Annotated in this window: 31 protein-coding genes and 1 tRNA gene; 19 read left to right on the top strand and 13 right to left on the bottom strand. The window is 62.3% G+C overall.

The window, feature by feature from the left end; genetic code table 11:
- The first annotated feature begins 36 nt into the window (after positions 1–36).
- A complete protein-coding gene (locus tag ACI3KW_RS21140) occupies positions 37–528 on the top strand; it encodes a CAP domain-containing protein (RefSeq protein ID WP_404849728.1) in 492 nt (163 codons plus the stop codon).
- Positions 464–745, top strand: coding sequence for a sulfurtransferase TusA family protein (locus ACI3KW_RS21135; protein ID WP_404849727.1), 282 nt, complete (start codon positions 464–466; stop codon positions 743–745). The genes ACI3KW_RS21140 and ACI3KW_RS21135 overlap by 65 nt, the downstream gene beginning before the upstream one ends.
- On the opposite strand, the gene ACI3KW_RS21130 is transcribed toward ACI3KW_RS21135, so the two are convergent.
- Positions 746–1,909 (bottom strand): D-alanyl-D-alanine carboxypeptidase family protein, encoded by a 1,164-nt coding sequence (locus ACI3KW_RS21130; protein ID WP_404849726.1) that lies wholly within the window; start codon positions 1,907–1,909, stop codon positions 746–748.
- A gap of 165 nt (positions 1,910–2,074) precedes the next feature.
- On the opposite strand from ACI3KW_RS21130, the gene ACI3KW_RS21125 reads away from it, so the two are divergent.
- The 3 genes from ACI3KW_RS21125 to aac(3) all read left to right on the top strand — a co-directional run bounded on the left by ACI3KW_RS21125 (position 2,075) and on the right by aac(3) (position 3,917).
- Positions 2,075–2,644 (top strand): type 1 glutamine amidotransferase family protein, encoded by a 570-nt coding sequence (locus tag ACI3KW_RS21125; protein ID WP_404849725.1) that lies wholly within the window; start codon positions 2,075–2,077, stop codon positions 2,642–2,644.
- Positions 2,645–2,717: 73 nt separating this feature from the next.
- On the top strand, positions 2,718–3,134 hold the full coding sequence (locus ACI3KW_RS21120) for a helix-turn-helix domain-containing protein (RefSeq protein ID WP_035103496.1): 417 nt from the start codon (positions 2,718–2,720) through the stop codon (positions 3,132–3,134).
- Between the two features lie 6 nt (positions 3,135–3,140).
- Positions 3,141–3,917 carry an aminoglycoside 3-N-acetyltransferase gene (gene aac(3) / locus ACI3KW_RS21115; protein WP_404849724.1) on the top strand — a complete coding sequence of 259 codons (777 nt, stop codon included), beginning with the start codon at positions 3,141–3,143 and terminating at the stop codon, positions 3,915–3,917.
- Positions 3,918–4,056: 139 nt separating this feature from the next.
- Here aac(3) and ACI3KW_RS21110 read toward each other — a convergent pair whose 3' ends face one another.
- Positions 4,057–4,806, bottom strand: coding sequence for an SDR family NAD(P)-dependent oxidoreductase (locus ACI3KW_RS21110; protein ID WP_404849723.1), 750 nt, complete (start codon positions 4,804–4,806; stop codon positions 4,057–4,059).
- A gap of 157 nt (positions 4,807–4,963) precedes the next feature.
- On the opposite strand from ACI3KW_RS21110, the gene ACI3KW_RS21105 reads away from it, so the two are divergent.
- Positions 4,964–5,512, top strand: coding sequence for a TetR/AcrR family transcriptional regulator (locus tag ACI3KW_RS21105; RefSeq protein WP_404849722.1), 549 nt, complete (start codon positions 4,964–4,966; stop codon positions 5,510–5,512).
- Between the two features lie 33 nt (positions 5,513–5,545).
- Here ACI3KW_RS21105 and ACI3KW_RS21100 read toward each other — a convergent pair whose 3' ends face one another.
- Positions 5,546–6,901: an MATE family efflux transporter gene (locus tag ACI3KW_RS21100; protein ID WP_113123276.1), complete on the bottom strand. Its 1,356-nt coding sequence runs from the start codon at positions 6,899–6,901 to the stop codon at positions 5,546–5,548.
- 248 nt (positions 6,902–7,149) lie between these two features.
- Here ACI3KW_RS21100 and ACI3KW_RS21095 point away from each other — a divergent pair, with 248 nt between their 5' ends.
- The 4 genes from ACI3KW_RS21095 (at position 7,150) to ACI3KW_RS21080 (ending at position 10,269) form a co-directional block, all read left to right on the top strand.
- Positions 7,150–8,106, top strand: coding sequence for an alpha/beta hydrolase (locus ACI3KW_RS21095; protein WP_404849721.1), 957 nt, complete (start codon positions 7,150–7,152; stop codon positions 8,104–8,106).
- Positions 8,107–8,261: 155 nt separating this feature from the next.
- Positions 8,262–8,684: a hypothetical protein gene (locus tag ACI3KW_RS21090; protein WP_262166404.1), complete on the top strand. Its 423-nt coding sequence runs from the start codon at positions 8,262–8,264 to the stop codon at positions 8,682–8,684.
- Between the two features lie 70 nt (positions 8,685–8,754).
- On the top strand, positions 8,755–9,369 hold the full coding sequence (locus ACI3KW_RS21085) for a hypothetical protein (RefSeq protein ID WP_404849720.1): 615 nt from the start codon (positions 8,755–8,757) through the stop codon (positions 9,367–9,369).
- A 27-nt stretch (positions 9,370–9,396) separates the two neighbouring features.
- Positions 9,397–10,269, top strand: coding sequence for an alpha/beta fold hydrolase (locus ACI3KW_RS21080; RefSeq protein WP_404849719.1), 873 nt, complete (start codon positions 9,397–9,399; stop codon positions 10,267–10,269).
- 31 nt (positions 10,270–10,300) lie between these two features.
- Here ACI3KW_RS21080 and ACI3KW_RS21075 read toward each other — a convergent pair.
- Positions 10,301–10,384, bottom strand: a tRNA-Leu gene (locus ACI3KW_RS21075).
- A 226-nt stretch (positions 10,385–10,610) separates the two neighbouring features.
- Between ACI3KW_RS21075 and ACI3KW_RS21070 the strand changes: the two genes are divergently transcribed.
- Positions 10,611–11,294 (top strand): outer membrane protein, encoded by a 684-nt coding sequence (locus ACI3KW_RS21070; RefSeq protein WP_162740421.1) that lies wholly within the window; start codon positions 10,611–10,613, stop codon positions 11,292–11,294.
- 136 nt (positions 11,295–11,430) lie between these two features.
- On the opposite strand, the gene ACI3KW_RS21065 is transcribed toward ACI3KW_RS21070, so the two are convergent.
- The 3 genes from ACI3KW_RS21065 to ACI3KW_RS21055 all read right to left on the bottom strand — a co-directional run bounded on the left by ACI3KW_RS21065 (position 11,431) and on the right by ACI3KW_RS21055 (position 13,643).
- Positions 11,431–12,165 (bottom strand): NADPH-dependent F420 reductase, encoded by a 735-nt coding sequence (locus ACI3KW_RS21065; RefSeq protein WP_404849718.1) that lies wholly within the window; start codon positions 12,163–12,165, stop codon positions 11,431–11,433.
- Between the two features lie 16 nt (positions 12,166–12,181).
- Entirely contained in the window at positions 12,182–12,538 is a 357-nt protein-coding gene (locus tag ACI3KW_RS21060; protein WP_404849756.1) for a MarR family winged helix-turn-helix transcriptional regulator, read from the bottom strand.
- Between the two features lie 202 nt (positions 12,539–12,740).
- On the bottom strand, positions 12,741–13,643 hold the full coding sequence (locus ACI3KW_RS21055) for an SDR family oxidoreductase (RefSeq protein ID WP_404849717.1): 903 nt from the start codon (positions 13,641–13,643) through the stop codon (positions 12,741–12,743).
- A 98-nt stretch (positions 13,644–13,741) separates the two neighbouring features.
- On the opposite strand from ACI3KW_RS21055, the gene ACI3KW_RS21050 reads away from it, so the two are divergent.
- Complete coding sequence (locus ACI3KW_RS21050; protein WP_404849716.1) at positions 13,742–14,587, top strand: helix-turn-helix transcriptional regulator; 846 nt, start codon at positions 13,742–13,744, stop codon at positions 14,585–14,587.
- Positions 14,588–14,605: 18 nt separating this feature from the next.
- Here ACI3KW_RS21050 and ACI3KW_RS21045 read toward each other — a convergent pair whose 3' ends face one another.
- Positions 14,606–15,112 (bottom strand): ferritin-like domain-containing protein, encoded by a 507-nt coding sequence (locus ACI3KW_RS21045; RefSeq protein WP_404849715.1) that lies wholly within the window; start codon positions 15,110–15,112, stop codon positions 14,606–14,608.
- Positions 15,113–15,125: 13 nt separating this feature from the next.
- Positions 15,126–16,052, bottom strand: coding sequence for a manganese catalase family protein (locus tag ACI3KW_RS21040; protein ID WP_404849714.1), 927 nt, complete (start codon positions 16,050–16,052; stop codon positions 15,126–15,128).
- Positions 16,053–16,224: 172 nt separating this feature from the next.
- Between ACI3KW_RS21040 and ACI3KW_RS21035 the strand changes: the two genes are divergently transcribed.
- Together ACI3KW_RS21035 and ACI3KW_RS21030 are read left to right on the top strand one after the other, a co-directional pair.
- Entirely contained in the window at positions 16,225–16,803 is a 579-nt protein-coding gene (locus tag ACI3KW_RS21035) for a TetR/AcrR family transcriptional regulator (protein WP_404849713.1), read from the top strand.
- Positions 16,804–16,864: 61 nt separating this feature from the next.
- Positions 16,865–17,446 (top strand): DUF308 domain-containing protein, encoded by a 582-nt coding sequence (locus ACI3KW_RS21030; protein ID WP_404849712.1) that lies wholly within the window; start codon positions 16,865–16,867, stop codon positions 17,444–17,446.
- 10 nt (positions 17,447–17,456) lie between these two features.
- On the opposite strand, the gene ACI3KW_RS21025 is transcribed toward ACI3KW_RS21030, so the two are convergent.
- Positions 17,457–18,812 carry a sensor histidine kinase gene (locus ACI3KW_RS21025; RefSeq protein ID WP_404849711.1) on the bottom strand — a complete coding sequence of 452 codons (1,356 nt, stop codon included), beginning with the start codon at positions 18,810–18,812 and terminating at the stop codon, positions 17,457–17,459.
- On the bottom strand, positions 18,809–19,477 hold the full coding sequence (locus ACI3KW_RS21020) for a response regulator transcription factor (protein ID WP_113123262.1): 669 nt from the start codon (positions 19,475–19,477) through the stop codon (positions 18,809–18,811). The genes ACI3KW_RS21025 and ACI3KW_RS21020 overlap by 4 nt, the downstream gene beginning before the upstream one ends.
- 185 nt (positions 19,478–19,662) lie before the next feature.
- Here ACI3KW_RS21020 and ACI3KW_RS21015 point away from each other — a divergent pair, with 185 nt between their 5' ends.
- The 3 genes from ACI3KW_RS21015 (at position 19,663) to ychF (ending at position 22,242) form a co-directional block, all read left to right on the top strand.
- Positions 19,663–20,487, top strand: a complete 825-nt coding sequence (locus ACI3KW_RS21015; RefSeq protein ID WP_404849710.1) for a DUF72 domain-containing protein — start codon at positions 19,663–19,665, stop codon at positions 20,485–20,487.
- Positions 20,488–20,563: 76 nt separating this feature from the next.
- Positions 20,564–21,082, top strand: a complete 519-nt coding sequence (locus tag ACI3KW_RS21010) for a disulfide bond formation protein B (protein ID WP_113123260.1) — start codon at positions 20,564–20,566, stop codon at positions 21,080–21,082.
- Between the two features lie 62 nt (positions 21,083–21,144).
- Positions 21,145–22,242 (top strand): redox-regulated ATPase YchF, encoded by a 1,098-nt coding sequence (gene ychF, locus ACI3KW_RS21005; RefSeq protein ID WP_113123259.1) that lies wholly within the window; start codon positions 21,145–21,147, stop codon positions 22,240–22,242.
- Positions 22,243–22,322: 80 nt separating this feature from the next.
- Here the strand turns inward: ychF and ACI3KW_RS21000 are convergent, their stop codons facing one another.
- A complete protein-coding gene (locus ACI3KW_RS21000; RefSeq protein WP_404849709.1) occupies positions 22,323–23,213 on the bottom strand; it encodes a LysR family transcriptional regulator in 891 nt (296 codons plus the stop codon).
- A 110-nt stretch (positions 23,214–23,323) separates the two neighbouring features.
- Between ACI3KW_RS21000 and ACI3KW_RS20995 the strand changes: the two genes are divergently transcribed.
- Entirely contained in the window at positions 23,324–24,382 is a 1,059-nt protein-coding gene (locus ACI3KW_RS20995) for an SDR family oxidoreductase (protein WP_404849708.1), read from the top strand.
- 56 nt (positions 24,383–24,438) lie between these two features.
- Here the strand turns inward: ACI3KW_RS20995 and ACI3KW_RS20990 are convergent, their stop codons facing one another.
- On the bottom strand, positions 24,439–24,675 hold the full coding sequence (locus tag ACI3KW_RS20990; protein WP_404849707.1) for a hypothetical protein: 237 nt from the start codon (positions 24,673–24,675) through the stop codon (positions 24,439–24,441).
- Between the two features lie 311 nt (positions 24,676–24,986).
- On the opposite strand from ACI3KW_RS20990, the gene ACI3KW_RS20985 reads away from it, so the two are divergent.
- Complete coding sequence (locus ACI3KW_RS20985) at positions 24,987–25,991, top strand: hypothetical protein (protein ID WP_404849706.1); 1,005 nt, start codon at positions 24,987–24,989, stop codon at positions 25,989–25,991.
- Positions 25,992–26,434: the final 443 nt, after the last annotated feature.

Here is a 26,434-nt window from a genome sequence, read left to right as displayed (position 1 = left end):
CGCGCCGCAATCGCCCTGCCCAACAAAGGAAAACCAATGCCCGTTTTGCGCCTCACCCGACCCGTGGCAGCTGCCGCCTTCGCCCTGCTGACAGCTGCTGCACTCGCCGGATGCAGCATGGGCGGCGGCGGTGGCAGCACTGGCGCCGCACTGCATCCGGGCCTCAGCGCCCGCATGGACCAGCCCGGCGCGAGCCTCGACCGAGCCCAGGCCCTCAGCATCGTCAACGCCTACCGCGCCACCAATGGCATTGCCCCCCTGACGCCCGATACAGGCCTCGACGGCACCGCCCAGGCCCTGGCCAATCAATATGCTGAGACCGGCACCCCGCCCAAGACCCCGCAGGGCCTGCGTGTCATGAAGCTCAGCGCCGGTTACGCCACCTTTGCCGAAACCTTTTCGGGCTGGCGCAACAACCCGGCCGACGCGGCTGGCCTGACCTCGGCTGGCGGCAAGGCCGGCGTTGCCATGGCCTTCAATCCCGCCTCCAGCTACGGCGTCTATTGGGTCCTGGTTGTTGGCGACTGAGCCCGAGCTCATTGACGCGCGGGGGCTCAAATGCCCCCTCCCGGTGCTGCGCATGGAGAAACGGCTCGATAGCCTGCCCTCCGGCGCAGCCCTGACCGTGCTCGCCACCGACCCCATGGCCAAGGTCGATATCCCGCTCTATTGCCGCCAGCACGGGCACAATTGCACCCTCACCACCGAGGGTGACGTGCTGCGGTTTTCCATCCTTAAAAGCTGATCAAAAAACCGGCCGCGTCCGCGGCACCGGGATATCCCCGCCCGCCACTGGCACGCCAGGCCGCAGCCCGCCATCCAATGCCGCTTCCGTCGTCGTCGGCGCGGCAAACATCGGCACATGCGCCGGCCGCGGCCGCGGCAGTACCACGCCCACCGCCATCCGCCCCAGATCGGTCGCCACATAGGTGTTGGGCACGACCGTATCGGTCAGGTAGGTCGGCTGGCCCTTGAGCCCCATCGGGAACGCGGCTTCCTGCGCCTTCACATAATCCTGCGAACCCTTGCCACAGATATTGGCGCGCATATCGACCGGCGCCGCACCCGGATTATTGGCCAGGTTGAGCACCGTCTGGCCGCTCGGCTGCATGCTGCCGGACAGCCCCTTGAGCACCAGTTCAGCCGCGCGTTCATTGCGTTCGCGCGCCGACGAGCCACCCAGCACAATGGCCAGCAACCGGCGCCCATTGCGCTCCACCGTCGCCACCATATTGAGCCCGGACGCGCAGACAAAGCCGGTCTTCATGCCGGTCGTGCCGGAAAATTTGGTCAGCAATTCATTCTGCGATTCCAGCCGTGCCTTACCCACCTGCACCACTTCGGTGCCGAACATCGGCAGGTATTGCGGAAAGCTCTGGCGGATATAGAGCGCCAGCACGGCCAGATCCCGCGCCGACATGTATTGCCCGGGATCGTGCAGGCCATTAGGATTGTTAAAATGGCTGGCGGTCAGCCCCATCCGCGCCGCCACATCGTTCATCTTGGCGACGAAGCCCGCTTCGCTGCCGCCCACCGTCTCGGCAATCGCCATCGCCGTGTCATTGGCCGATTTGACGATCATCACATAAAGCGCGTCTTTCAGGCTCATGGCGCTGCCCACCGGCAGGCCCGAGCGCGAGGGCGCCTGCTTGAGGGCCTTGGCCGACAGGATCACCGGCGTATCCAGCGTCACCGTCCCCTTGGCGATTTCCTCAAACACCACATAGGCCGTCATCATCTTGGTCAGCGATGCCGGATGCCAGGGTTGGCCAGCCTCCTGCGCATAAAGCACGTCGAGATTGTCCATATCGACCAGCAGCATCGGATTGGCCCGCGCTGCCCCAAGGGCGGCGGCGAGGCTGACAAGGCAGGCAAAGGCGAAAAGGCCGAGACGGCGGGCATACGGCAAGTGACAAAGTCTCCGAGTATGTCGGGAAGGCGCTTCCTCTTACCAGCGCCCTCCCCTTATCTCAATGTGGCCAAGCCCCCGGTGACAGGCTTTTGACCGCTCCTGACACCCTCTGGCAGCACAAGCGTTCAACTTTGTGGCAGCACAGACACGAGGAGCCCCACCATGACCACCATCATCACCGTTCTGACCGAAGGCTTTGCCGATTGGGAAACCGCCCTGCTTAATGCCGGCGCCCGCAGCTATCTCGGCATCGACACCAAATTCGCCACTCCGGGCGGCAAGCCGGTCACCTCGGCCGGTGGCCTCAGGATAACGCCGGATCTGGCAGTGGAAGACATCGATCCCGCCACGCTCGACGCCCTCGTCGTCTGCGGTGGAACTGCCTGGGCCAGCGATGCCCCACCCGATATCGCAGCAGTGCTCGTGGCAGCCCGCGACGCTGGCAAGACCGTTGCCGGCATTTGCGATGGCACGCTGGCACTCGCCCGCGCCGGCATTCTCGATAATGTCGCGCATACCTCCAATTCAGCCGACAATCTCACCCCGACTGGCTATGCCGGCGCAGCCCACTACAAGGATCAACCGCAGGCAGTGGTCGATGGCAGGATCGTCACCGCGCCGGGCACCGCTCCGGTGAGCTTCATGGGCGGCGTGCTGGAGACATTGGGCCTGCGTAACGGCGATCTGGACTTCTATCTCGGGCTCTACGGCGCCGAACATCGGGCGGCCTGATCACTTACCCCTAGGCACAAGCAGTAACCGTGTTTATATTTGTGCCTAAGTTCTTCAAGCCTAAGGTCCGCACATGCCTCTCACCGATACCTCCAAATCCGCCAATTGCCTGGCCATGTCCGACGTGCTCAACCGCATCGGCGACAAGTGGAGCGTCATGGTCGTGGGCATTCTCGGCCAGAATGGCACGCTGCGCTTCAACGAGCTCAAGCGCATGATCAATGGCGTGTCCCAGCGCATGCTGACCCTGACCCTGCGCAATCTCGAGCGCGACGGGCTGGTTACCCGCACCATCTATCCCGAAGTGCCGCCGCGCGTGGAATATAGCCTGACCGAGCTGGGCAAGACCCTCCAGGTGCCGATCAGCGGCCTCTGGGATTGGTCGGCCGAACATCACGGCACGATTATGGAAGCCCGCGCCATCTATGACGCCCGCGAAACCACAACCACCCCGGCCGAACCACGCAAGGCCGCCTACGCCCGCGACTGATCGGCCATGTGGACGCGATCCGTATTGGCAGGCCAAATCTCTGCATTTGGCATCGAGCCCGGTGACGCAATTCTGGTGCATGCCGGCCTGCGCTCGGTCGGACCCATGCTTGGCGGGCCCGATGCCCTGGTCGCAGCACTCATGGACGCAGTCGGGCCCACCGGTACGATCCTGGGCTATTGCGACTGGAACTATGACGACCGCGGCCTGCCGGACCCGGCTTTGCGCGTCGACGTACCCCCGTTCGATCCCGAACGCTCCCGCGCCACGCGCGACAATGGTGCATTTCCCGAACTGCTGCGCACCACGCCCGGCGCCCGGCGCAGCGCCAGCCCCGGGGCATCCTGCGCCGCGCTCGGTGGCAGGGCCGACTGGTTCACCGCCGATCATGCGCTCGACTATGGCTATGGCCCGCAATCGCCCTTCGGCAAGCTGGTCGAGGCCGGCGGCAAGACCATGCTGATCGGCGCGCCGCTCGATACCATGACGCTACTGCACCATGCCGAACATCTCGCCGACATTCCCGGCAAGCGCCTGCGCCGCTATCAAGCGCCGATCCTGGTGGACGGGCAGACGACATGGCGCGACTTTGAGGAATTCGACACTTCCGACCCGGTGGTCGAAGGACTGCCCGATGACTATTTCGCGGACGTGGCCGAGGATTTCCTGGCCACCGGACAAGGCCGACGCGGACTGATCGGTCACGCCCCATCGGTATTGGTCGATGCCCCAGCCATCGTCGCTTTCGCGGTCGAATGGCTGGAACATCACTGTCCGCCGTAGGACCAGTCGACATTCACTCAGGCTGAGCCGAAAATGGCGGGTTTCGAGAACCGGAGCGCAGCGTACTTTTGGGTACGTGAGCACCGGAAGCGCAGAAAACCGCCATTTGCAGGCCAGCATCAGCGAATGCCGACTGGTCCTAGGCGTTAAAGCCGCTATCGACCAAGATCGAGCTTCCGGTAATGCTGCGGCCACCCGGCCCCGCCAGATGCAGGACTGCCGCCGCGACATCGTCCGGTGCACCGAACCGGCCCAAGGCGTTATGCATCAGTTGGCTAGCGGCATGAGCCCCATTGGCGGGGTTCATATCGGTATCGGTCGAGCCGGGATCGACCGTGTTGACGGTAATCCCCTGCGGCCCCAACTCACGCGCCAATGCCCGCGTCATGCCGAGCAACGCCGATTTACTGGAGACATAGAGCGCCAGGCCCGCACTGGGCACGCGGGTCGATAGATTGCTGCCGATCGAGATGATCCGGCCGCCATTGGGCATGTGCCGCGCCGCCGCTTGCGCCGCGAAAAATGGCGCCCTGGCGTGAATGGCGAACAGCCGGTCGAAATCGGCCTGCGAGACATCGGCAAACGGCCCGCCATCGCCGACCCCGGCATTGTTGACCAGCACATCGAGCTTGCCGAAATGGCTCACCGCGCGCTCGACGGCTGCCACCACCGCATCCGCATCAGCTGAATCGGCCTGGAATGCCAAAGCCTTGCGGCCAAGCTGGGTAATCTGCCGGCTGACTGCCTCGGCCCGCTCGCCATTGCTGGCAAAGGTGAAGGCCACATCCGCGCCGGCTTTGGCCAGGGCAATGGCAATCGCTGCTCCAATGCCGCGGCTGCCCCCGGTTACAAGGGCGACCTGGTCGAGAAGTTCGGGTTTGGACCGCATATTCGTCTCCATTTTCTAACGATCGGTACATAATAGCTAGACCGGCTTGTGATGGCTGGTCAATGGTTTTATACTGATCGGTAGAAAATCATTTGGACACCCGGTTTTGGCAGGACGCCCGCGCGAGTTTGATCGAACCAAGGCCTTGCATGATGCCATGCTGCTGTTTTGGGAGCGCGGCTATGAGGGCACCTCGGTTGGCGACCTCTCCGAGGCTCTCGACATCGGCAAGCCCAGTCTCTACGCCGCCTTCGGCAACAAGGAAAATCTGTTCCTCGAAGCCCTCCAGCTCTATGAAGACCGCTATGGCTGCTTTTCCCCGAGCGCCTTGAACGAGGCACCCACCGCCCGCATTGCCTTTGCCGAAACACTGCGGCGCAATGCCGAATCCCAGCTCAATCCCGATACACCGCCCGGCTGTTTTATCGTGCTCGCGGCCACGGTCGGCACGCCGCAAAATGCCGAAGTCCGCGCCCACCTGACCCGCCGCCGGCAAGCCACGCGCGATCATCTGGCCGCCCGCCTGGCGCGCGGCATTGCCGACGGCGACGTGCCGGCCAGCGCCGACCCGCAGGCCATTGCCACCTTCTACGCCACGGTCATCAATGGCCTCGCCATCGAAGCCCGCGACGGCGCCCAACAGGCCGATCTCGATCGCATCGTTACCGGCGCACTGGCCGCATGGGATTCATTGGTCGGCGCATGAAAAAGGCGGGCTCCTCGCCCGCCTTCATTGTTGCTAGATCAGCGCCACGATCTTCTTCTTGCGCCACACGAAGCGATACCAGCTCGCCTGCGCCACCAGCATCACCGTGAAGCTCGCCGCATAGGCGATCCAGATGCCATGCAGCCCCAGGCTCGTCCGGCTGAGTACGACCGCGCCCGGCAATTCGATGAGCAGGATACAGGCCAGCGAGATCACCATGGGCGCCACCACCGTGCCGCTCGAGCGCATGATGCCCGAGAACACCACGCTCCAGCCAAAGCACAGCATGCTCCACAGCACGATATGCAGCAGCGTCTCGGTCACTTCGATCACCGCCGGATCGGTGATGAACAGCGCCACCAGATGCTGGGAGAACAGGTACGCGACCAGGATCAACGTGCCGGTGATGATCAGATTGAGCACCAGCGCCGTCTTGGTGATCCCCCACAATTGCCCCGCCTGCCCCGCGCCAATGGCCTGCGCCCCGAAAATCGAGGCGGCAATGCCGATCGACATGGCCGGAAACTGCACATAGCCAATCACCTGGTTGACCGCGCCATAGGCGGCCGTGGCATCCGAGCCAAAGCCATTGACCAGCCCCACCACCACGATGGCCGAGATCGAGGAAATCACCATCTGCAACCCGGCCGGCACGCCCAGCCGCAGGATCAACCCCAAGAGCTTGAAGTCGGGCACCATGGCCCGCAACAAGGTCGCATCCGGCGCCAGCGGCAATTTGCGGGCGCGCATATAGATGAAGAGGAAAATCAGCACCGATACGAAGCCGGCAATAAAGGCATAAGCCGCCGCCAGCAGCCCCAGCTTGGGCAGGCCGAACCAGCCCTGGATCAGCGCCGGCGTCACCAACAGGCTTACCATCAGCGAAATGATCAGCGCCACCAGCGGCGTCACCGTATCGCCCACCCCGCGCAACACCGAGGTCACGACGAGGAATACGAAAAAGCCCGGCATGCCGATCAGCACGATCCGCGCATAGTCGGTCGACAATCCCAGAATATTGGCCGGCGCACCCAGCACCTGCATGATCTGGGGCGTAAACGTGCCACCGATAATGGCGACAATGACGCCTAAAGTGATCGTCGCGGTGAGCGTTGTGCCAGCAATTTGCTTGACCTTGTCAACATTGCGCGCGCCCCAGGCCTGCCCGATCAGCACCGTGGCGCCCGAGGAGAGCCCGATGATAAAGCTCATCAAAAAGAACAGGATAGGGAAGAAAGTGGAGATCGCCGCCAGCGCCTCCACCCCAACCATCTGCCCGACATAAACGGCATTGGCGGTTCCTGACAGCGACTGCAGGATATTGGAAACCATCAACGGAATTAGGAAAAACGTAAACCGCTGCCAGAGCGGCTTGGACATGGGGTTCATCAGAACGCTCCAGAAAGCCTCAACAAAAATTGCGTCACGTCGGCCCTGAACACAGTGGCAATCCCATTATGCTGGGACACACTGCGGGGACCATTTCACACCCAAAAGATCGGGTGCCGGCTGGACGGGCGCTTGAGGCTTTGAAATGACACAGCCGCTTGTCTACGCTTGGCTCCCAAAGTCGTCAACGGCGCAGGCGGCGTCCCCCGGCCATTGTTGAGCAAACGCCACACCGCTAGTATTGCGCCATGATCAAAGCCCTGCTCGCGCCCCTGCTTCTCGTCCTCCTCGGCCACCCCGCTTTCGCCGGCACCATGGAGAGCAAATCCTTCCCCAGTCCGGGCCTGGGCGGCACCATCAACGCCCTGGTCTATCGCCCCGACGGCCCGCCACCATCGGGCGGCTGGCCCGTCATCTACCTGCTGCACGGCCTGGGCGGCGATCAAACCAGCTGGCGCGATCTCGGCCATATCCAGCCTACGCTCGACGACATGATGGGCCACGCCATCAAGTCCGCCCTCGTGGTCATGCCCGGCGCCGGTCCCGAAGGCTGGTACGTCGATTCCCGCGATATCGGCGGCCCCGGCAATTCCGAAACTGCTGTCGTCACCGACCTCCGCCAAGCCATCGAAAGCGCCTATCCCGTCCGCACCGACAAGGGCGGCCGCGCCATAGCGGGCCTCTCCATGGGCGGCTACGGCGCCCTTCGCCTCGCCCTCGCCCATCCCGACCTCTTCACATCCGCCGCCAGCCTCTCCGGCGCCATCTGGCAGAACGTGCCCGTCGACGAATTGGATCTGGCCCCCGAAGCCATGGCGCTGATCATCGACAGCACCTATTTCCACCACAACGATCCCGCCGACATATCGACCGGCATCGACCTGCCGCCGGTGCCACCCCATTTCGGCAGCGCCTTCGGCACCCCGTTCGACGCCCGCCGCTTCAACAGCCAGAACGTTTTCACGCTCCTCGCCCAAGCCATTGCCGACAATACCGACCTGCCCGCGCTGTTCCTCACCGTCGGCGATGACGACAGCCACAAGCTCTGGCGCGGCGCCATCGCCTTCTACGAAACCATGCAGGCGGACAATCGCCCGGTCGAATTTCGCATCACCAATGGCGACCATTCCTGGGACGTCTGGGCCACTAGCATCCGTGACGCGCTGAGCTTCATCGACAGCCAGTGGCGCGAGCCGAAACTTTGAATAAAAAGCCCCCAAATCCTGTCATCTGATGGCCGTTTTTTGACGCGAATGGTGGGGGTCAATCGATAGTCAGCTCAGAAGAGCCGAACCAAAAGTCCGCGCCGGCGAATGTGGCGGGTTTCGATTGGTTTCAAACCACCGATGCGAGAGCACCCATGCCGAAAGAAGCGCGGCTGGTCCGTGACCAGTTGGAACAGGCCCTCTTCACATTGCCCAAGGACCCGCAGGCCCCCGCAATCGGCCTGTTGATCGAAGAAGCCATCGAGGTCGCGCTCGAAATCGAGTTCACCAATTCCGTGCCACCAGCTACCGCGGCGCATGCTAAGGATAGCCCGACAGGGGAATTGGTTATGCCGTTAAGCTATCGCGTGGTCGATCTTGCCTCGGGAGGCGCCGAGCCGCCGGAGCATCAGGTCGATGGCGTGAACTCGCCCGAGGCAGCCGCCGAAAAGGCCCTGGGCACCAGGCTCTTCCGCAGCGGCCGCAAGGCCGATCTGCGCGCCCGCGTCTATTTCCAACGCCCCGGCATGCCGCTCAGCATGGTGCGGCTCTACGCCAAGGCCATCAAGCCCGACTGAACCACCGCTCGGGAACGCTCGCGCCAGTCTCTTCGTTTCACATCCACATTAGCTGGATTGGAGACGCGCCATGAAGACCATGACCGCCCTGTTCGACGATTATACCCTGGCGGCTCAGGCGGTACGCGGCCTGGAAGCCGCCGGCCTTCCCGAAGATGACATTTCCCTCGTCGTCTCGACCCTCGATGACGAAGTGGGCGAAGACAATGCCGATGACAAAGCCGCCGACGGCGCGGGTGCTGGCGCCGGTATCGGTGCCATCATCGGTGGCGCGGGCGGCCTGTTGGCTGGCCTCGGTGCCCTGGCCATACCCGGTATCGGCCCGGTCATTGCCGCTGGCTGGCTGGTATCGACCGCCGTGGGCGCCGTTGCCGGCGCCGCATTGGGCGGCGCCACCGGTGGCGTCATCGGCGCCTTCACCAGCTCGGGCGTGCACGAGCAGGATGCCCACGTCTTTGCCGAAGGCGTCCGCCGCGGCGGCAGCGTCGTTTCGGCGCGCGTCGATGAAAGCCAGGCGGGGGTAGTCGAGGATATCTTCACCAAGGCCCAGCAGGTCGACATCACCGAACGCCGCGCCCGCTACGAAGAAGAGGGCTGGCAATATTTCGACCCCACCGCTCCCGGCTTCAATCGCGACCCAGACCGCGAACGGCGCGGGCTTGATCATCTGCAGGGCCCATTCTGACCGGACAAATCGCCACGGGAGGCAGTCATGCCAAACAGCGACAACTCCAAATTCACCGAGCAGGACATCGCCATCGACGGCGTCTCGCTTCACGTCACGCTTGCTGGCGACGCCGCGGCACCGGGTCTCCTGCTGCTGCACGGCATGCCCAATTCCTCGCGCATGTTCCAGCCGATCATCCCCACCCTTGCCCAATCGTGCCGCGTCATCGCGCCCGACCTGCCGGGCTATGGCGCATCCGACGTCATCGAGCCCGCCACCTTCGCGCGGTTCGCCGATCTGATCGAGGGCCTGCTGGATCATCTCGGCATCACCAGGATGTTCATTTACCTGCATGATTACGGCGCGCCCGCCGCCCTGCACATTGCCATGCGCCGGCCCAATCAGGTACTGGGCCTGATCATCCAGAATGCCAATGCCCATGAAAGCGGCATGGGTCCGACTTGGGCGCAGGTGCGGGCATTCTGGAAAAGCCCCGATGCCGAAAACACTGCGGCCGCCTACGCCCACCTCACTGCGGAGGGAACGCGCGCCCAATATGTCAGCGGCGTGCCCGACGACATTGCCGCCCGCATGAATCCCAGGGATTGGGAAGAAGACTGGCGCGTGATGTCCCTACCCGGTCGGCTCGAACTGCAACGCGCTTTGGTGCGGGATTACCAGCACCATGTCGCGCGGTTCGACCAGATCGCCGCCTATCTCAAAAACCGTCAGCCCCCGGCTTTGCTGCTCTGGGGCCGGCACGATCCCTATTTCGAGCTAGAAGAAACCCGCTCCTGGCTCGAGGATCTGCCCAGGCTCGAAGCGCACATCCTGGATGGCCCCCACCTGCTGCTCGAAACCCATGCCGATCTCTGCGCCGACCTGATGCATCGCTTCGTGCGGCAACACGGCGCATAAAGCGCGTAAGGCAACTCAAATCTACTGGGATTGGTGCCCCCCGCCGGACTCGAACCGGCACGCCTTGCGGCGGAGGATTTTGAGTCCTCTGCGTCTACCATTCCGCCAGAGGGGCACAAGTCATGCTCTCTAGCGCAGCTCGTCCTGCTCCGCAACAGCGTCGCTGCCGCCTCCACGATTTTCGTCCGCCCACGCAGCGCCCGCCCCGTTCCCGCGAAAAAGTGAACGCCGCCAGCACGCTACCGGGCCGCGTTAACCACGTTCCTTACCGCAGCGTTAATTTATTCCGTCGCATTTTACGGAAAACCAATACCCATATTTTCCGACCGACGAGGACGACCATGAATCGCCAGGCCCTTGCGCTTGCCACCGCACTGCTAGTCACCACTCCGGCATTCGCCGCCGATCTTGGCTGGAATGGCGGCAATAATAGCGGCGGCGGCTCCTTCTATGCGCCCGCCACGACCTGGAGCGGCTTTTACGCCGGCGTCAATGCCGGCTATGCCTGGGGCGAGCTGACCCGCAAGCCCACCGGCGGCGGCGTGGAAACCGAGAACAAGTCCAATGGCTGGAACCTGGGCGGCCAGGTCGGCTATAATATGGACATGGGCGGCTTCGTGCTGGGCGGCGAAGCCGACCTCAACTGGACCAGCATCGGCCATGAAGAAGACCTCGCCGGCATCGGCACGTCCAAGGTCGGCCTCGACGCCTATGGCACGCTGCGCGGCCGCGCCGGCATGGTGTTCGGTCAGGTCATGCCCTATGCAACCCTGGGTGTCGCCTGGGGCCGCGGCACGGCCAGCGTGACCAACCCCGCCGACGTGATCACCAGCCAGAGCAAGAACCACCTGGGCTGGACGGCCGGCGTCGGCCTTGAAGCCGCCGCCACCGAAAACATCACCGTCAAGGCCGAATATCTCTATGTCGATCTGGGCACCCAGACCTATGGCGGCCTGCCCGGCGGCAGCATCGACGCCACCCAACGCTTCAGCGTCGTCCGCGCCGGCATCAACTACAAGTTCTAGCTGGCGTAGCGGCGCCGATGACTACTATCCATCCAGCGCCGCGAAACCCCGATCTACCAACAAAATTCAACAGCATGGGCAGCGGTATAAACCCGCTGCCCATTCGCGTTTTTGGCCACCGCCGCCACCAATATCTTCAGGCAGTGAACGACCTATTGGTTGCGACTGCGCCGGCGCGGGTGAACTCTGCACCCGGCTTGGAAAACGATGCCATGATGGCGTCGCGGTTGGATGCAGCACGCCCCTTGTCGGCCGCGGCAAGCGCAGTTTTGAGCTCGGTGGCAGTCAGCTCGGTGCAATAGGCCGGAGTGCCCGGCTGCAGCCGCCAGGACTCCTCAAGGCTGCCGGCATCCACAATGTCGAAGCCAGTAATGCTCACCAGATCGGCGACCAGGGCCTTGGCCGCCGCGTCGTCGCCCGCAATCGGGATGGCAATGCGATTTGGCGTGCCGGGCGCCGAACCGGCCTCGGCCAATGTCTGCGTCAGCAGCGCATTCCAGGCCTTGACCAGGGGGCGACCCACTTGTTCGCTGGCCCAAACGGTCTCCGGCTTGCCGCTCTCCACCTCGGAAATTTTGCCGTCACGGGCGGGATAGTAGTTGGAAGTGTCGACCACGATCGCACCCGCAGGGGCGCCGGCGACAATCGATGCCAGGTCCGGGTTCCTGGCGAAGGGCACCGAGAGAATGACCACATCGGCGTCCTGCACGGCCGCCTCTTTCTCGACGGCCTGGATGCCGGTGCCAGTCACCGTGTCGGCAAGGCTTTCGGGACCACGTGAGTTGGCCAGTTTCACCTGGTGGCCGGCGGCGTCCAGCTTCTTGGCGACCTGCGCGCCGATATTGCCGGCGCCAATGATTCCGATTTTCATGTTTATGCCTTTACTTTCAAGGTTTGGCGGGATGAGCGAAGTCATGGAGGGTGTCCCGCAGCGCGACCAGATCGTCCTCGGTCATGCGGCAGGCACTCTTGATCTTGTCGGAAATGCTCCAGACCTCGTCCTTGATGCTGCGGCCAGCGGGCGACAGATCGACCAGGACACGGCGTTCATCCTCGGGGTCACGCATCCGCGTCACCATCCCGCTGGTCTCGAGCCGCTTGAGCAGCGGCGTGATCGTGCCGGTATCCATCCCCAAGGCATTTCCGAGCTCACCCACCGATCGGGGCGCCGCCGCGTAAAGCTCCAGCATCACCAGATATTGGGGAAAGGTCAGGCCCAGCGGATCAAGGAACGGCTTGTGCATGCGCGCCATTCGACCCGCCGCGCCGTAGACAGCGAACGAGATTTGCGTCCGAACCTGATGCGAGGCGCTTTTCTGAGGTGTCATCGTATCCTCGCGACAGATCAGGGTTCACTATTGAACCAGTATCTAGCGCACTAGATAAATACTCCCTCCAGAATTGCAACCCTCCAGGGTCGGACACCAGGCCGCGCGCGCCAGGCGATCAGTACGCAGCGGCGGCGTTGTAGTTCATATGCTGCAAATCCGCGAGGAGACTCGGGCCGGTTGGATTCCACCCAAGCGTGTTGCGCGTCCATTCGCTCGATGCCGGCATGTCCAAAGTGGCAAAATGCGCAAATGGTCCATAGTAATCGGCAACCTGCTCCAAAGACAGGGAACGCACGGGAATACCCAGGCCAAGTCCCACCGCCTCGGCAACCTGGCGTATCGAGACGCCCTCCTCGGCAACGGCATGATAGCGCGCTCCGGGCTCGTGCTTTTCAAGTGCCAGGCGATACAGGCGGGCGACGTCGGAGACATGGGATGCAGCCCAGCGTTCCATGCCATCGCCGACATAGGCCGCAAAGCCGCGAGCCCGCGCGATCTCGATCATCGGGCTGATCAGCCCCTGCTTTTGGGTGTCGTGCACCTGCGGCAGGCGCACCACTGCAAGGCTCACGCCCCCGGCCGCCACCGCTTCCCCGGCCAGTTCGGACAGCTTTCGCGGATTGGGATTGTTTCGGTCGAATTGCCGTTCCAGCGCCGGCTCACCAGGCGCTCCGCTTCCCATCCCCGAGCCGGACGTGATCAGGAATGGCTTGTTCGATCCCGCGAGCGCGGCGCCGATCGCCTCGATCACCCGCCGGTCCTTTTCGCAATTGGCGACGAAGTTGGTGAAGTCGTGATCGAAAGCGGTATGGATGACCGCGTCTGCCTGTGACGCACCACGGGCGAGGGTCTGGGGATCCTCCAAACTGCCGCGATACACCTCGGCGCCGGCCCGGACCAGCGCCGCCGCCCCATCGTCCGATCGGGTTAGCCCTAAAACCTCATGGCCGGCATTGATAAGTTCGGGCACGATTTTCGAGCCGATAAAGCCGGTCGCGCCGGTCAGGAAAACACGCATGGCAGCACCTTTCTGGTTGTTCGGCCTGTCAGATGGACCTATATCTCTTCCTGTTAAAGTAGTGACTTTATCATAGTATAAAAACCAACTGGCTCGTCATGACCACTCCCGCCACCAACGTCTTGGGAACTTACCTGCGGGATCGCCGCACCCGGCTCGATCCAGCGGCGCTGGGCTTCATCGGCGGGCGGCGCCGCACCGCGGGATTGCGCCGCGAGGAAGTCGCGCAACGCGCCAATATCAGTCCGACCTGGTATACCTGGCTGGAACAGGGCCGCGGTGGCGCCCCCTCGGCCGACGTACTCGATCGCATAGCAAAGGGCCTCATGCTCACCGAGCCCGAACGGGAGCACCTTTTCCTGCTTGGGCTCGGCCGGCCGCCGGAGGTGCGTTACAAGGCAATCGACGGTGTGACGCCCAGGCTGCAACGCGTGCTGGACGCCCTCGGCAACAGCCCGGCCATCATCAAGACAGCCACTTGGGATGTCGTCGCCTGGAACCGGGCGGCGGCGGCGGTACTGACCGATTACAGCAAGCTTCCCCGGCAGCAGCGGAATATCCTCCGGCTCATGTTCGCCGATTCACGTGTCCGGGCCAAACAGGAGGATTGGGAAAGCGTTGCCCGCTATGTGGTAGGCTCGTTCCGCGCGGACGTGGCGCGGGCCGGCGCCACCGAGGAGAGCATGGTGCTGGTAGACGAGCTGTCCCGAACAAGCCCGGAATTCGACCGGCTCTGGCGCGACAATGAGGTCGCCACCAAGCATGAAGGCATCAAGCGCATCCATCATCCCGGGGTCGGCCTGCTGGAGCTTGAATTTTCAGGCTTCGCCATTGACGGGCGTCCCGAGCTTGGCATGGTGATCTACCATCCGGCCTCGAGCCGCGATGCGGACCTGGTGAGGTCGCTCATCGCCGCGCTCGATAATGATGCCACCCGCTCGTAGCCCGGCCGGCGCTTCGCGCTAGCGCTTTGCCGTTTCGCCACTTTCCCGCAGCGAGGCATATTGCAGCGTCACCGCCTCGATATTGTCATCCAGCCACTCCGCCATCGCCTGCTCCTCGGCCAGGTTGGCTTCCAGAAGCTGTACCGATCCAGCATCGCCGGTCTGCTGCGCCAAGGCGAGCAGGGACTTGTAGGCGGCGATTTCGTAATTCTCGAAGGCAAAATTGGCAAAGCTGTTCTTGACGATTTCATCGGGCGCCACCGAGTGACCGATGGCCGCCATAGCGCCGCCCACCGACAATGCCATGTCCTTGAGTGAGGACCGCTTTTCACCGAGCGTATCCAGAATGCGCTCCAACCGTTCGATCTGCCCCTCGGTTTCGCCAATATGCTCTTCCAGGCGGCGCGCCACCTCGGGGTAATTCTCGATGCGTTCGGCCTGCGGTTTCATGATCGCCAGCGCCTGGTTTTCCATGGCATGGGCATTGCGCAAGCCGGTGATGAAGATATCGCGAGTGCCAGTCATGGTCTGCTCCGGTTTAGCGTGAGGCTTTGTAAAGTTTGGCGGCGATTTCGAACATTTCCTCGGGCGCATAGTCTGGCGTGAAGGCCGAGGGGATGCCGACCAATTGCTGGATCTTGCCGCCATCGGGCATGCCTTCGACCACTTCGAGCGGCCCCGGCGGATCGTCAGGCAGCGCGACTTCGTCATTGGACCAGATGCCGGAGATTTCCTGGTAGTCACCCTGGCTCCAGGTGTAGAGGCGGCGATGCGAGCCCTCATCCAGATATTTCTGACATTCAGGAATGTTGGAGAGCGGAATATTGGGCGTTGGCAGCATCTTCTCGATATCCACGCCGGTTAGCTTCTTCAGTGCCAATGCATAGGAATGGGCATGCACCGAGCCGCGCACCAGCAGATAGCCGCAGACTTCGCGTCCGGTTGGATCGCTGACCGTCTCGTAAACCCGCAGCTTGTGCAGGCGTGCGCCGCATTCGAGATGGAAATTGTGCAGCAAGTCGAAAATCAGATTACCCGTCGTGGTGACGAAGTCGTTGTTCCACGACACGCCATTGGCATTCACCGGCGTTGAGCCACCCCCATTGGACAGGAAGGCTGAGGCAAGGCGAATGTCTTGCATCGCCTCGAACGGCGTCTTGGAGATATCGCCGCCATCGCCCTTGTCGCCCTGGGGCTTGTCGGGGCCATTGTTCAGCATGGCGACGCCATTGCTCACCAGTTCCACATGCGCCAGCTCTTCGGCCGTGATGGAGGCGACAAGGCTATAGAACGGCCGCAGTTTGTCCTTGGAGCGAAAGTTGAAGCTCTGGAACATGTAGTTTCCGAGCGTGGACATCTCGCCATATTTGCCGCCGAGCAGCTCCTGCAGCGCCGCAGCTGCATTGGGGTCTGCGGCAGCCGGCGGTGGCAGTTCGGTGATCAGTCGATCGACACGCATGAACATGGTTTGGCTCTCCGTTTGGTGCTTGCCCGCAACGGAAGGCCCTGACAGTTCGATCCCACGCTAACGTGGGTTAAGCGGCAGAACTTGTACTGCTTGGGTGAACTCTGGCCTGCTATCCGCCTCTCCAAGCAAGGCCGCTTGACATCCTACCTATCAATAGGTAGGTGAGTTTATGACCAATCTTTCCTCGACCTCCGACGATATCCTTGCCGCTGCCCGGCCGCTGATCGTTGCGGGGGGATATAACGGGTTCAGCTATGCGGATATCGCCGAGATTGTCGGCATCCGCAAAGCCAGTATTCACCACCACTTTCCCAGCAAGGTCGATCTGGTGCGCACGCTAGTCCTTCGCTATCGCGAGGACGCGCGAGCCGGATTTGTTGCACTTGAACGAACGGCCAAGGACCCGGGCGAGCAGCTTTCGAATTACATCGCCTATTGGGAAAAGTGCATTGCCGACGCAAGCGCGCCATTCTGCATATGCGCCCTTTTGGCCAGCGAGTTGCCCGCCCTACCCGTAGAGGTCGCCAAGGAAGTGCGCCTGCACTTCGAGACCTTGTCGGAATGGCTGACATCGGCCTTTGAACGTGGCGCCAAGTCGGGCATCTTTCAGCTTCAAAGCGCCCCCAAAACCGAAGCGGAGGCCTTCATGGCTGCGGTCCACGGAGCGATGTTATCGGCCCGAGTCCATGGCAATCCAAAACTGTTTGGCATGATCACCGCTTCGGTGCGAGCCCGCCTCTCCAGCTAAATAAATCTCACCTCTACGTCCATTTCACCCCCCAGACCTTCCAACTAGTAGATAGAACAAAATGCCCACCATCGACGAAAAACCCGCCCGGTCAGCTCAGGACCGCTGGCTCGCCACCTATTATATCTCCCGTGCAGCATTCTCTGTGGTCTGGGTAGCATTCGCCCTGACGCTTGGGCAGAGCAATGCAGCTCTTGGCGCCATCCTGCTGGTAATTTACCCGCTCTGGGACGCAGCGGCCAACTATGTAGACGCCACTCGCAACGGCGGACTACTCCAAAACAATACGCAAGCGATCAACGTTTTCGTCAGTCTGGTCACCACGCTGGCCGTGTTTATCGCCCTGCAGGCAGGGCTGAACGCCGTGCTGACGGTATTTGGCGCATGGGCCATCCTGTCCGGCTTGCTGCAACTGGGCACCGCCATCCGCCGCTGGAAATCGTCAGGCGCGCAATGGGCAATGATCCTGAGCGGCGGTCAATCGGCACTTGCCGGCGCGTTTTTCGTCGTCCAGGCGCAACAGCCCGTGCCGGCGGTCCTGCCCGTCGTGGCCGGATACGCCGCGTTTGGCGCCATCTATTTCCTGGTTTCGGCACTGTCGCTGCTCATCGGCAAGCATTTGGGGAGGCGTACTCGTTCATAGCATTGGCGCGCTAGGTTGCCGGGCTGGCGACAGGCAGGGAGATCTCGAACAGCGCCCCGCCTCCGGGGGCGTCCCCCACGGTGATCTGGCCGTGGTGGCGGGCGATGATGTCCCGGACCAGGTTGAGCCCGAGCCCGGCGCCCTGATCGAGCGGCACGACACGATTGAAGGGCTCGAAAATGGTCTGGCGGTGTTCTTCGGCAATGCCAGGCCCCGTATCGGCAACGCGCAACGAGCCGTCGCGACCCACCCCGACCCGGATGGCGGTTTTGCTGCCGCCATGGATCACCGCATTCTGGATGAGGTTGACAATGGCCCGCGAAAGCGATGCTGCGTCGCCCGCGATGGTGACGTTGTCCACTTCGGCATCGAAGGAAATCTCGTCCCCGGCCGCGATCGCCAAGGGCGCCATATCGGCGGTAACCTGGGCGGCCAGGTCGACCAGATTGACTGGCTGAAACACCGTCAGGTCGGCGTCGAGCCGTTGCAGGTCGAGCAATTGGTTGGCCAGATTAGCCAGCCGCGCCACGTCGAGCAGCAGCCGGCTGCGCTGCTCGTCAGCGGGCAGCAGTTCGATACGGGTCTGCAATATGGCGATGGGGGTGCGCAATTCATGGGCCGCATCGGCCAGAAAGCGCTGCCGCCGCTCCATGCCGTCATCGAGGCGCTGCAGCGCCGAATTGACCGCTCCCACCAGGGAATGAAGTTCCTCGGGCACATGGGCCGAGGACAGGCGAATGCCGCGCTGGTCGACATCGATCCTGTCCGCTTCCGCCGCCACATGGGCCACGCCCCGCAATTGGCGGGTCACCACCATCGGAATGACCAGGAAGGAAACCAGGGTCAACAGGAAGAGCAGGCCGAGAAAGAGCGAATCCCCGAATGTTGCAAACAGCGCCTTGAAGCCGACCTCGGGGCCGCCGCCGGTAATGATCCACAACGTGCCGTCATCGCGGTTCTCCCGCCGCACGATGGCAGTGGGCGCCTCGGATAGGCCGATATCGGCAATATTGGCGGAGTTTAGCCGCGGCAGGTCCTCGAGGAGATCTGCGACTCCCGCGGGAATGTTCCCCATCTGCGCCGAATGACCGTCAATATCGATCGCATAGAACCAGAACCGCGGGAAATCGGCAGATTTCTCGATCATGTCCTCGTCGAGCACAACCTCCAAATCGCCTGCGGCAGTGCGCTGGATCGAGTCGGCAATGTGCTCGATAACCCCGTCATCGAGCCCCTGTTCCTGGCGGATCAGCTCGACAATCGGGATCGCCACCACGCTGGTAAAGGCAATCAGCACCAGGGCCTGCATCGCCACCATGCGCCAGGTCAGCCTGACACGCAGGGACGGATAGTTCCACGGCTTCATGATGCCGCCCGCAGCAGATAGCCCAGGCCGCGAATGGCGTGGATTTCCACTCCCGCTCCGCTCAGCTTGCGGCGCAGCCGCGAGATATGGGCATCCAGCGTATTGGACGCGATCTCGTCGTCATAGCCATAGACCGCCTCCTCCAGCGCACTGCGCGGCACCGTCCTGCCCGAGCGCCGCACCAATATTTCCAGTGCCAACAATTCGCGCCGTGTCAGGTCCAGCGGCTCGTCTGCCACTTCGGCATGGCGGGCGGTGAGATTGAACCGCAGCAGACCGACATTGACTGTGCTCTCCCCGATCTGGGCCGGGCGGCGCATCACGGCGCGCAACCGTGCCAGCAGCTCGTCGGTGGAAAACGGCTTGGCCAGATAGTCATCGGCCCCATGGTCGAGCCCCGCGACGCGGTGATCGAGCGATCCCAGCGCCGACAGCACGATGATCGGCAGGCCGGCATGCTCCCGCCGCAACACGGGGATCAGCGACAGGCCATCACCGTCCGGCAGTTTGCGGTCGAGCAGCACCGCATCATGCACGCCGCTGCGGCAGGCCTCCTCCGCAATTTCGAGCGTGCGGGCATGATCCACCACGATGTCGTGGCGGCTCAACGCGGCGGTCAGTGCCGCAGCCATATTCATCTCGTCTTCGACCAGCAAAATGCGCATGCATCATTCCTATCGGGCTTTCGGCAGTCTAGCGACAGACATTGCGGCTGCATTGCACGGCACGGGAGCCCGGCTTTTTTGATGGTGACCGATGGTCAGCGCAGCCATCGGCCCTTATGGTATCGCCCAACAACTGGTGGCTCTGCAGTCATTGAGCTTTTGGCTTATCGTGGAAGACCTTTGGCATGGCTACAATCAGAACGGGCACGGCGGGCTGGGTTTACGAACCGTGGCGAGGCACCTTCTTTCCGCAGGGGCTGGTTCAGAAAAAGGAACTGGCCTATGCCAGCTCCCGCCTCGGCACCATCGAGATCAACGCCACCTTCCGCGCCACGCAAAAGCCGGCTAGCTTTGCCAAATGGGCCGGCGAGGCGCGCGAAGGCTTCGTGTTCTCGATCAAGGGCCCGCAACTGGTCACCCATATCAAGCGGCTCAAGGATTGCCGGACTGAACTCGCCAATTTCTTCGCCTCGGGCCCCCTCGCGCTGGGCGAAAAGCTGGGACCCTTCATTTGGCAATTGCCGCCCAATCAGAGCTTCAAGCCGGACGTATTGGGTGCCTTCCTCGAGCTGCTGCCCAAGACGCCCGAGCAATACACCGCCCTCGCCGCGGAGGCCGACACTCGGCTCAAGACCCCGCCTTATCTCGACACCGCTGGCGTCACCACCATTCGCCACGCCATTGAGCTGCGCAATGCCAGCTTCGACACGCCCGAAGTCCGCGACCTGCTGGCCAGCCACAATGTGGCGCAGGTCATCGCCGACACCCTCGAATCCCCCGCCCGCGACCTGACCGCCGATTTCGCCTATTGCCGCTTGCAGGGCCCCGCCCGCCCTGGCGCAACGGGTTACGAGCCCGGCGACATTGCCGACTGGGCCGAAACGGCCGGCGCCTGGGCCAAGGCCGGCAAGGACGTCTTCGCCTATTTCGTGCACGAGGATAAGCTGCACGCGCCCGCCAATGCCATTGCGCTGCGCCAGGCGCTGGGCATCACCCTGCCCGGCGATTGATCACATCGCCGTTCCCCGCTGGAATTCGCCCCAATTCGGTTTTATCGACGCTGCAAAGCGTCACACGGAACGTCCCATGCCAGCCCCTACCTCCCGGCCCCTCGACAAGATCACCGCCGCCATCGCCTTCGTGCTCGGCCTTGCCACCATTGCCGGCGCCTGGGGCAGCCAGCTGATCGGCGGGCTCGTCCCCTGCGAACTCTGCCTTGAACAGCGCCTCGCCTATTACTGGGGCCTGCCGCTCCTGCTGCTGATCCTGCTCGCCTGGAACAAGCTGCCGCTGACGGTGTGGTATATCGCCATGGCCATCGCCGCCGCCATTTTCGCCTGGGGCACCTATATGGGCGGCTTCCACGCCGGCGTCGAATGGGGCTTCTGGCCCGGCCCCACCGCCTGCACCGGCGTCGGCGACGCCATGGATTTCAATGCCCTGAGCAATATGAACGACGCCCATGTCATCGGTTGCGACGTCGTCCAGTTCCGCTTCCTCGGCATTTCGCTGGCCGGCTACAATGCCCTGATCTCGGCAGCCATTGTGGTGCTGCTGCTGATCTCGATCGCGCTGCAATGGCGGGGCAACAAGCGCGCCGCTTAGGTTCGCATTGACATCTCAGCCCATCCGAACCATGTGGAAGCCAACAATTTCCGGAGTTCCCCATGGGTTTCAAGATGGGCATCGTCGGCCTGCCCAATGTCGGCAAGTCGACCCTTTTCAACGCGCTCACCCGCACCGCTGCCGCCCAGGCCGCGAACTTCCCCTTCTGCACCATCGAGCCCAATGTGGGCGAAGTCTCGGTGCCGGACGCCCGCCTCGATAAGCTCGCCGCCATCGGCAAGTCGATCAACGTGCTGCCCGCCCGCATGAGCTTTGTCGACATTGCCGGGCTCGTAAAGGGCGCCTCGCAGGGCGAAGGGCTGGGCAACCAGTTCCTCGCCAATATCCGCGAATGCGACGCCATCGCCTATGTGCTCCGCTGCTTTGAAGACAACAACATCATCCACGTCGCCAACAAGGTCGATCCGCTCGCCGATGCCGAAGTGGTCGAGACCGAGCTGATGCTGGCCGATCTTGAAAGTCTCGAAAAGCGCCGCAATGGCGTCGAGAAGAAAGCCAAGCAGAACGACAAGGACGCCAAGCTCACCCTCGAGCTGATCGACCGCGCCCTGGTCCTGCTGCGCGACGGCAAATCCGCCCGCTTCGTCAAGCGCGACGCCGAGGAAGAAAAAGCCTTCCAGGAACTTCAGCTGCTGACCTCCAAGCCGGCGCTTTATGTCTGCAATGTCGATGAAGGCTCGGCCGAAAACGGCAATGCCATGAGCAAGCTGGTGGAAGACTACGCCCATCAGCATGATGCGGGCGTCGTCATCATCTCGGCTGAAATCGAAAGCCAGCTGGCCCAGCTTCCCGATGCCGAACAGGCCGAATACCTCGAATCCCTGGGCCTGCACGAAGCCGGCCTCAACCGGCTGATCCGCGAAGCCTATGCCCTATTGGGCCTGCAGACCTATTTCACCGTCGGCCCCAAGGAAACCCGCGCCTGGACCATCCACAAGGGCGACAAGGCCCCCGCGGCCGCCGGCGTCATCCACTCCGATTTCGAACGCGGCTTCATCCGCGCCCAGACCATCGCCTATGACGACTTCGTCACCCTGGGCGGCGAAGTCCCCGCCAAGGAAGCCGGCAAAGCCCGCGACGAAGGCAAGGAATACGTCGTCAAAGATGGCGATGTGATGCTGTTCAAGTTTAATACCTGAGCTCGGCCTGGCTTTTCGGAAGTTGCCGTGAAAAGCGGACCGCCTTAGACGGACCATCTGGCTGGCGTAACTGTCGGACTTTAGATGATTTCAGACAGGGCGCGTCTGAGGTGCTCGACGAACAGCCTGACTTTGGCCGGGACAAAATGCGCCGTCGGATACACGGCATGCACGTCGAGCGGCGCATATTGATAGTCAGGCATGATCTGCACCAATTGGCCGGCAGCCAGTTCGGCCCGTATCTGGGGTAGCTGCGCGCCACCCAGGCCGAGCCCGGCCACCAGCGCCTTGGTGAGCACGAAGGTATTGTTGGCGAGAAAGCTGGTCTGCACCGGGACCAGCAGTGAGCCTGCCGGGCCGGTCAACGGCATGGTGTCGTCCACTGCCGCCCCGCTGAAGCGCACCTGCCGGTGTGTCGACAGCTGTTCGGGCGTGTCGGGCGCGCCGTGCCGGGCCAGATAGGCGGGTGCGGCAACCAGTATCCGCCTGAGCGTACCGAGACGGCGCGCGATCAGGCCGGAGGACCGCAGAGTGCCAAAGCGCAAGGCAAGGTCGACGGCCTGCTCGGTCAGGTCCACGTAGCGATCGTCCAGCATCAATTCAAAGGTCAGCCCGGGATGTTCCAACTGAAACGCGATCGCGATATCGGCCAGATACATCTGGCCGAAGCCGGTTGGCGCCTGAATGCGGAGGTGGCCGGTCAGCGGACGCCCGGCGCCAGCGACCAGTTCGGCCGCCTCATCAACGGCGGCGAGCACCGGCTTGGCTCGCGCATAATAGGTCCGGCCTGCCTCGGTCAGAGCCAGTTGGCGGGTCGTCCGGTTGACCAAGCGGACCCCCAGATGCTGCTCCAGCGCGCTGACTTTCTGGCTTACCGCGGGCTGGGACAGTTTCAGATCCCGGCCTGCCGCAGACAGGCTACCCAATTCGGCAACCCTGACGAACACGCCCATTGCGGCCAGCACATCCATCACGCGACCCAAAGTTTTTCTTATAACTGATCGTATATTTAGCCGACTGCCGCGGCCCAGGCAAATAGATGATGCTGTGCCATCGCCCATTCCGGGCACAGGAGCAGAACATGGCCGAAGCCCGAAAAACCGCCCTGGTCGTGGGCGCCAATGGCGTGATTGGCGGCAATCTTATCGAACATCTGGCCACATTGGATGATTGGGATATTGTCGGGCTGTCACGCCGCGGCGGTGTCACCACCGACCGTGCCCGCTATATCGCAGTTGATCTGCTCGACCGCGAGGCCACCCGCGCCGCACTCGGCGAGCTGTCCGATGTCACGCATATATTTTATGCCGCCTACCAGGATCGCCCCAGTTGGGCCGAACTGGTGCCGCCAAACCTGGCCATGCTGGTCAATGTCGTAGACGCGATCGAGCCCGTCGCCAGCCGGTTGCAGCACATCAGCCTGATGCAGGGCTACAAGGTCTATGGCGCCCATCTCGGCCCCTTCAAGACACCCGCACGGGAGAGTGACGCCAATCACATGCCGCCTGAATTCAATATCGACCAGCAAGCGTTTCTTGAAGGGCGGCAGATCGGGCAAAGCTGGACATGGTCGGCGCTGCGTCCCTCGGTGGTTATCGGCTTCGGGTTAGGCAATCCGATGAACCTTGCCATGGTTATCGCCATCTATGCCAGCATGTCCAAGGAACTCGGGCTGCCGCTACGGTTCCCGGGCAAGCCTGGCGCCTATGACAGCCTGCTGGAGATGACCGACGCGGGGCTCCTGGCGCGGGCCACCGTCTGGGCCGCCACCACGCCCGCCTGCGCCAACCAGGCCCTCAACATCACCAATGGTGATCTGTTTCGCTGGAACGAGATGTGGCCCAGAATCGCTGCCTATTTCGAGCTGGAGGTCGCACCACCCCTGCCGATGAACCTGACGACCATCATGGCCGACAAGGCGCAGCTATGGGCAGAAATGGTGGCCCGTCACGGGCTGGCTGATATCAGCTATGAGGACGTATCATCTTGGCCGTTCGGCGATGCGGTCTTTGCCTGGGACTACGACTTTTTCGCCGACGGATCGAAGGCACGGCGCTTGGGCTTTCACGAGCATGTCGACACGGCGGCAATGTTCTTCTCGGTATTCGACGATCTGCGCGCGCGAAAGATCATAAGATAGCAATGGTGAGAGGGGGGGTGCCCAGTCCCCGCCCTCTTCCATGTCGCTGAAATCCACTAGTCCGAGGCTGAATCTGTACCCTTGCGCAGGTACATCCTGATACCCACCAACGCGCCAACAAAGATTGCCCCCACCATCGCCGCATCTGCCGCATAGGGTGGTATCTGCATGATGCCTTGATGTTCCGCGATAGCCATCGTCAGACGCAACCCGAAATAGGTCAATGCGACCGTCCCGTAGGCGAAGCGCAAGTGCTTGGGCGCAAGCATTACGAAGTTGCTGAAACTGACCATGCTTCACTACGTGGTTGGTATCCCTTCCTTCGTAAAGCAACGAAGCCAATCATGCTTGCGTGCATCGCGATTGCAGTTAACAGCGAGCGGCTCGGCAGGAGGACAGATAACGCTGGATTTTGGCTTGATGCTGAACGGCACCTAAGGGGTGGGTAGCGGAATGTCCGCTGTCATCTCAAGACTGCTGAAAACGGACACCATGATGGTGGTTGAGATGCGTAACCGTCCGTGGTCTATCCAGTTTGCAGATCGGGTAGATTTAGCTAAGGTTCGATGGGCCCTGAATAAAAGCGTGGGCTCATTGGGGGCACATGCAAGACATCAAAGAAGGGCAGCTGCTGCCTATCCATTTTGACTTGCCCAGGCATGTCATACCCCTTCAGACCTTCATTGATACCGCCGAAAATGCTGGCCGCATTGCCGAGGTAATCAACCAAGAACTGTTCGGCGGCAGTTTCACGCTTGAGGTCGTCATCGTTCCCCCGGAGGAGGGGTCGTTCCTCAGCCAACTCGGCATCGTTGTAACTGCTGTCAGCATCTTCATCGCCGGCGCGATCGTTTCGGGACCCTTGGGTGACTTCGGATCAGGCATCTTCGAGGAGATCGTTTCTAAGGACGCGTCCGATGTGGGAAAGGAATTGGTGCAAGGTGTTCGTGCTGCTTTCGAAGAGCTTACCTCTGCCTCGGAGGACAGGGAGGCAAAGTGCGTTGCAGCGTCGGTTGTAACCGTGGCAGCGGTAAAATGGATATTGCAGGAGGACAACGAGGAGCTGGAGGCGTTGCCCATGGCGCCGGCTTTAAAGGACGCCTTGGTGGCTAAACGCCGCTTCTACGACACCTGCAAGGAGGTGCCGGACCTCAAAGCTATTGGCTTTAGCCGGCAGCCTACTTTCCCGATCAAGCGTAGTGATTTCCAGCGGATCAGCCAGATTGCCGGGGGTGCGGATGATGACGAATGGCGGGTAGCGATCGAGAACATCACCGGCACATCACCCAACTGGAACCGCAAAGACACGGCAAGGAACTGGAAAGGCGCTGACCAAGACGGCCACGCTCGTTTCTTCATCATCCGCGACGAGCGCTTCTGGGAGATGGTATTCCGCGGCGAGCTTAATCCTCGTATCGCTGACAGCATGAGGGTCCAGTGGGCCTACAAGCAGGGGCCGAAACGTCGCAAGAACCACGTCGTCCTGCGGGTCTTAGAGTTCAACGGTGTCAAGGTGTCCAACGAGATGACTGACCGCGAGCTCCGTCCGTTCCTCGACAGCTTTCAGCAAGTCCAGAATGAAGAACCGTCCTTCTTCGACGATCCTTAGTAGAAAGCGAAGCTTCTCAGCTCCAGTTGGTTGAGCATGGTTGATTTCTCTCCACCCGAACAACCGATAGCATCATGTGTAGAGGTTACATTGCACCTCGCGTTCGATGTCGACTTTCAGGCGGACCAAGTAGTCTGCCATGACCGATACGGGGTGTCGCATCCGGCCATTGCAAAAAACTTATCCCCGCCCCCAAACCCCATGTCACTATACCCCCATTCCCGCCAGTTACGCGGCCCCGACGCAGGGCCGGGTGGGGAGACCGTGGGAGAGGGGCGCCTTTCCAGTGGGGTTGGAAACTCGGCAGCCGGACCTGCAAGAATGGTACCGCCTGAACCGGACCCTGCATAAAAAGCGGATCGTGACGGGCGGCCATTGGCCCACTCTATCTGTTTCGGAAGGTCCAATGGCCGCCCGTTACCGTATAACCGCGACGCCACACC

The sequence above is a fragment of the Devosia sp. ZW T5_3 genome, assembly GCF_044987315.1.
Classification (GTDB): domain Bacteria; phylum Pseudomonadota; class Alphaproteobacteria; order Rhizobiales; family Devosiaceae; genus Devosia.
Note: the sequence above shows the minus strand (reverse complement) of the source record. Positions and strands in the feature narration are given on the sequence as shown.

What these genes read in the sequence shown, in the direction of transcription:
- ACI3KW_RS21015 (WP_404849710.1), top strand. Translation starts at nt 19,663, where the DNA reads ATGGCTACAATCAGAACGGGCACGGCGGGCTGGGTTTACGAACCGTGG.
- ACI3KW_RS21105 (WP_404849722.1), top strand. Translation starts at nt 4,964, where the DNA reads ATGCTGCTGTTTTGGGAGCGCGGCTATGAGGGCACCTCGGTTGGCGAC.
- ACI3KW_RS21110 (WP_404849723.1), bottom strand. Translation starts at nt 4,806, where the DNA reads ATGCGGTCCAAACCCGAACTTCTCGACCAGGTCGCCCTTGTAACCGGG.
- ACI3KW_RS21045 (WP_404849715.1), bottom strand. Translation starts at nt 15,112, where the DNA reads ATGACTGGCACTCGCGATATCTTCATCACCGGCTTGCGCAATGCCCAT.
- ACI3KW_RS21140 (WP_404849728.1), top strand. Translation starts at nt 37, where the DNA reads ATGCCCGTTTTGCGCCTCACCCGACCCGTGGCAGCTGCCGCCTTCGCC.
- ACI3KW_RS21080 (WP_404849719.1), top strand. Translation starts at nt 9,397, where the DNA reads ATGCCAAACAGCGACAACTCCAAATTCACCGAGCAGGACATCGCCATC.
- ACI3KW_RS20985 (WP_404849706.1), top strand. Translation starts at nt 24,987, where the DNA reads ATGCAAGACATCAAAGAAGGGCAGCTGCTGCCTATCCATTTTGACTTG.
- ACI3KW_RS21010 (WP_113123260.1), top strand. Translation starts at nt 20,564, where the DNA reads ATGCCAGCCCCTACCTCCCGGCCCCTCGACAAGATCACCGCCGCCATC.
- ACI3KW_RS21035 (WP_404849713.1), top strand. Translation starts at nt 16,225, where the DNA reads ATGACCAATCTTTCCTCGACCTCCGACGATATCCTTGCCGCTGCCCGG.
- ACI3KW_RS21050 (WP_404849716.1), top strand. Translation starts at nt 13,742, where the DNA reads ATGACCACTCCCGCCACCAACGTCTTGGGAACTTACCTGCGGGATCGC.
- ACI3KW_RS21000 (WP_404849709.1), bottom strand. Translation starts at nt 23,213, where the DNA reads ATGGATGTGCTGGCCGCAATGGGCGTGTTCGTCAGGGTTGCCGAATTG.
- ychF (WP_113123259.1), top strand. Translation starts at nt 21,145, where the DNA reads ATGGGTTTCAAGATGGGCATCGTCGGCCTGCCCAATGTCGGCAAGTCG.
- ACI3KW_RS21095 (WP_404849721.1), top strand. Translation starts at nt 7,150, where the DNA reads ATGATCAAAGCCCTGCTCGCGCCCCTGCTTCTCGTCCTCCTCGGCCAC.
- ACI3KW_RS21030 (WP_404849712.1), top strand. Translation starts at nt 16,865, where the DNA reads ATGCCCACCATCGACGAAAAACCCGCCCGGTCAGCTCAGGACCGCTGG.
- ACI3KW_RS20990 (WP_404849707.1), bottom strand. Translation starts at nt 24,675, where the DNA reads ATGGTCAGTTTCAGCAACTTCGTAATGCTTGCGCCCAAGCACTTGCGC.
- ACI3KW_RS21040 (WP_404849714.1), bottom strand. Translation starts at nt 16,052, where the DNA reads ATGTTCATGCGTGTCGATCGACTGATCACCGAACTGCCACCGCCGGCT.
- ACI3KW_RS21085 (WP_404849720.1), top strand. Translation starts at nt 8,755, where the DNA reads ATGAAGACCATGACCGCCCTGTTCGACGATTATACCCTGGCGGCTCAG.
- ACI3KW_RS21120 (WP_035103496.1), top strand. Translation starts at nt 2,718, where the DNA reads ATGCCTCTCACCGATACCTCCAAATCCGCCAATTGCCTGGCCATGTCC.
- ACI3KW_RS21025 (WP_404849711.1), bottom strand. Translation starts at nt 18,812, where the DNA reads ATGAAGCCGTGGAACTATCCGTCCCTGCGTGTCAGGCTGACCTGGCGC.
- ACI3KW_RS21070 (WP_162740421.1), top strand. Translation starts at nt 10,611, where the DNA reads ATGAATCGCCAGGCCCTTGCGCTTGCCACCGCACTGCTAGTCACCACT.
- ACI3KW_RS21100 (WP_113123276.1), bottom strand. Translation starts at nt 6,901, where the DNA reads ATGAACCCCATGTCCAAGCCGCTCTGGCAGCGGTTTACGTTTTTCCTA.
- ACI3KW_RS21065 (WP_404849718.1), bottom strand. Translation starts at nt 12,165, where the DNA reads ATGAAAATCGGAATCATTGGCGCCGGCAATATCGGCGCGCAGGTCGCC.
- ACI3KW_RS21125 (WP_404849725.1), top strand. Translation starts at nt 2,075, where the DNA reads ATGACCACCATCATCACCGTTCTGACCGAAGGCTTTGCCGATTGGGAA.
- ACI3KW_RS21060 (WP_404849756.1), bottom strand. Translation starts at nt 12,538, where the DNA reads ATGCACAAGCCGTTCCTTGATCCGCTGGGCCTGACCTTTCCCCAATAT.
- ACI3KW_RS21090 (WP_262166404.1), top strand. Translation starts at nt 8,262, where the DNA reads ATGCCGAAAGAAGCGCGGCTGGTCCGTGACCAGTTGGAACAGGCCCTC.
- ACI3KW_RS20995 (WP_404849708.1), top strand. Translation starts at nt 23,324, where the DNA reads ATGGCCGAAGCCCGAAAAACCGCCCTGGTCGTGGGCGCCAATGGCGTG.
- ACI3KW_RS21020 (WP_113123262.1), bottom strand. Translation starts at nt 19,477, where the DNA reads ATGCGCATTTTGCTGGTCGAAGACGAGATGAATATGGCTGCGGCACTG.
- ACI3KW_RS21055 (WP_404849717.1), bottom strand. Translation starts at nt 13,643, where the DNA reads ATGCGTGTTTTCCTGACCGGCGCGACCGGCTTTATCGGCTCGAAAATC.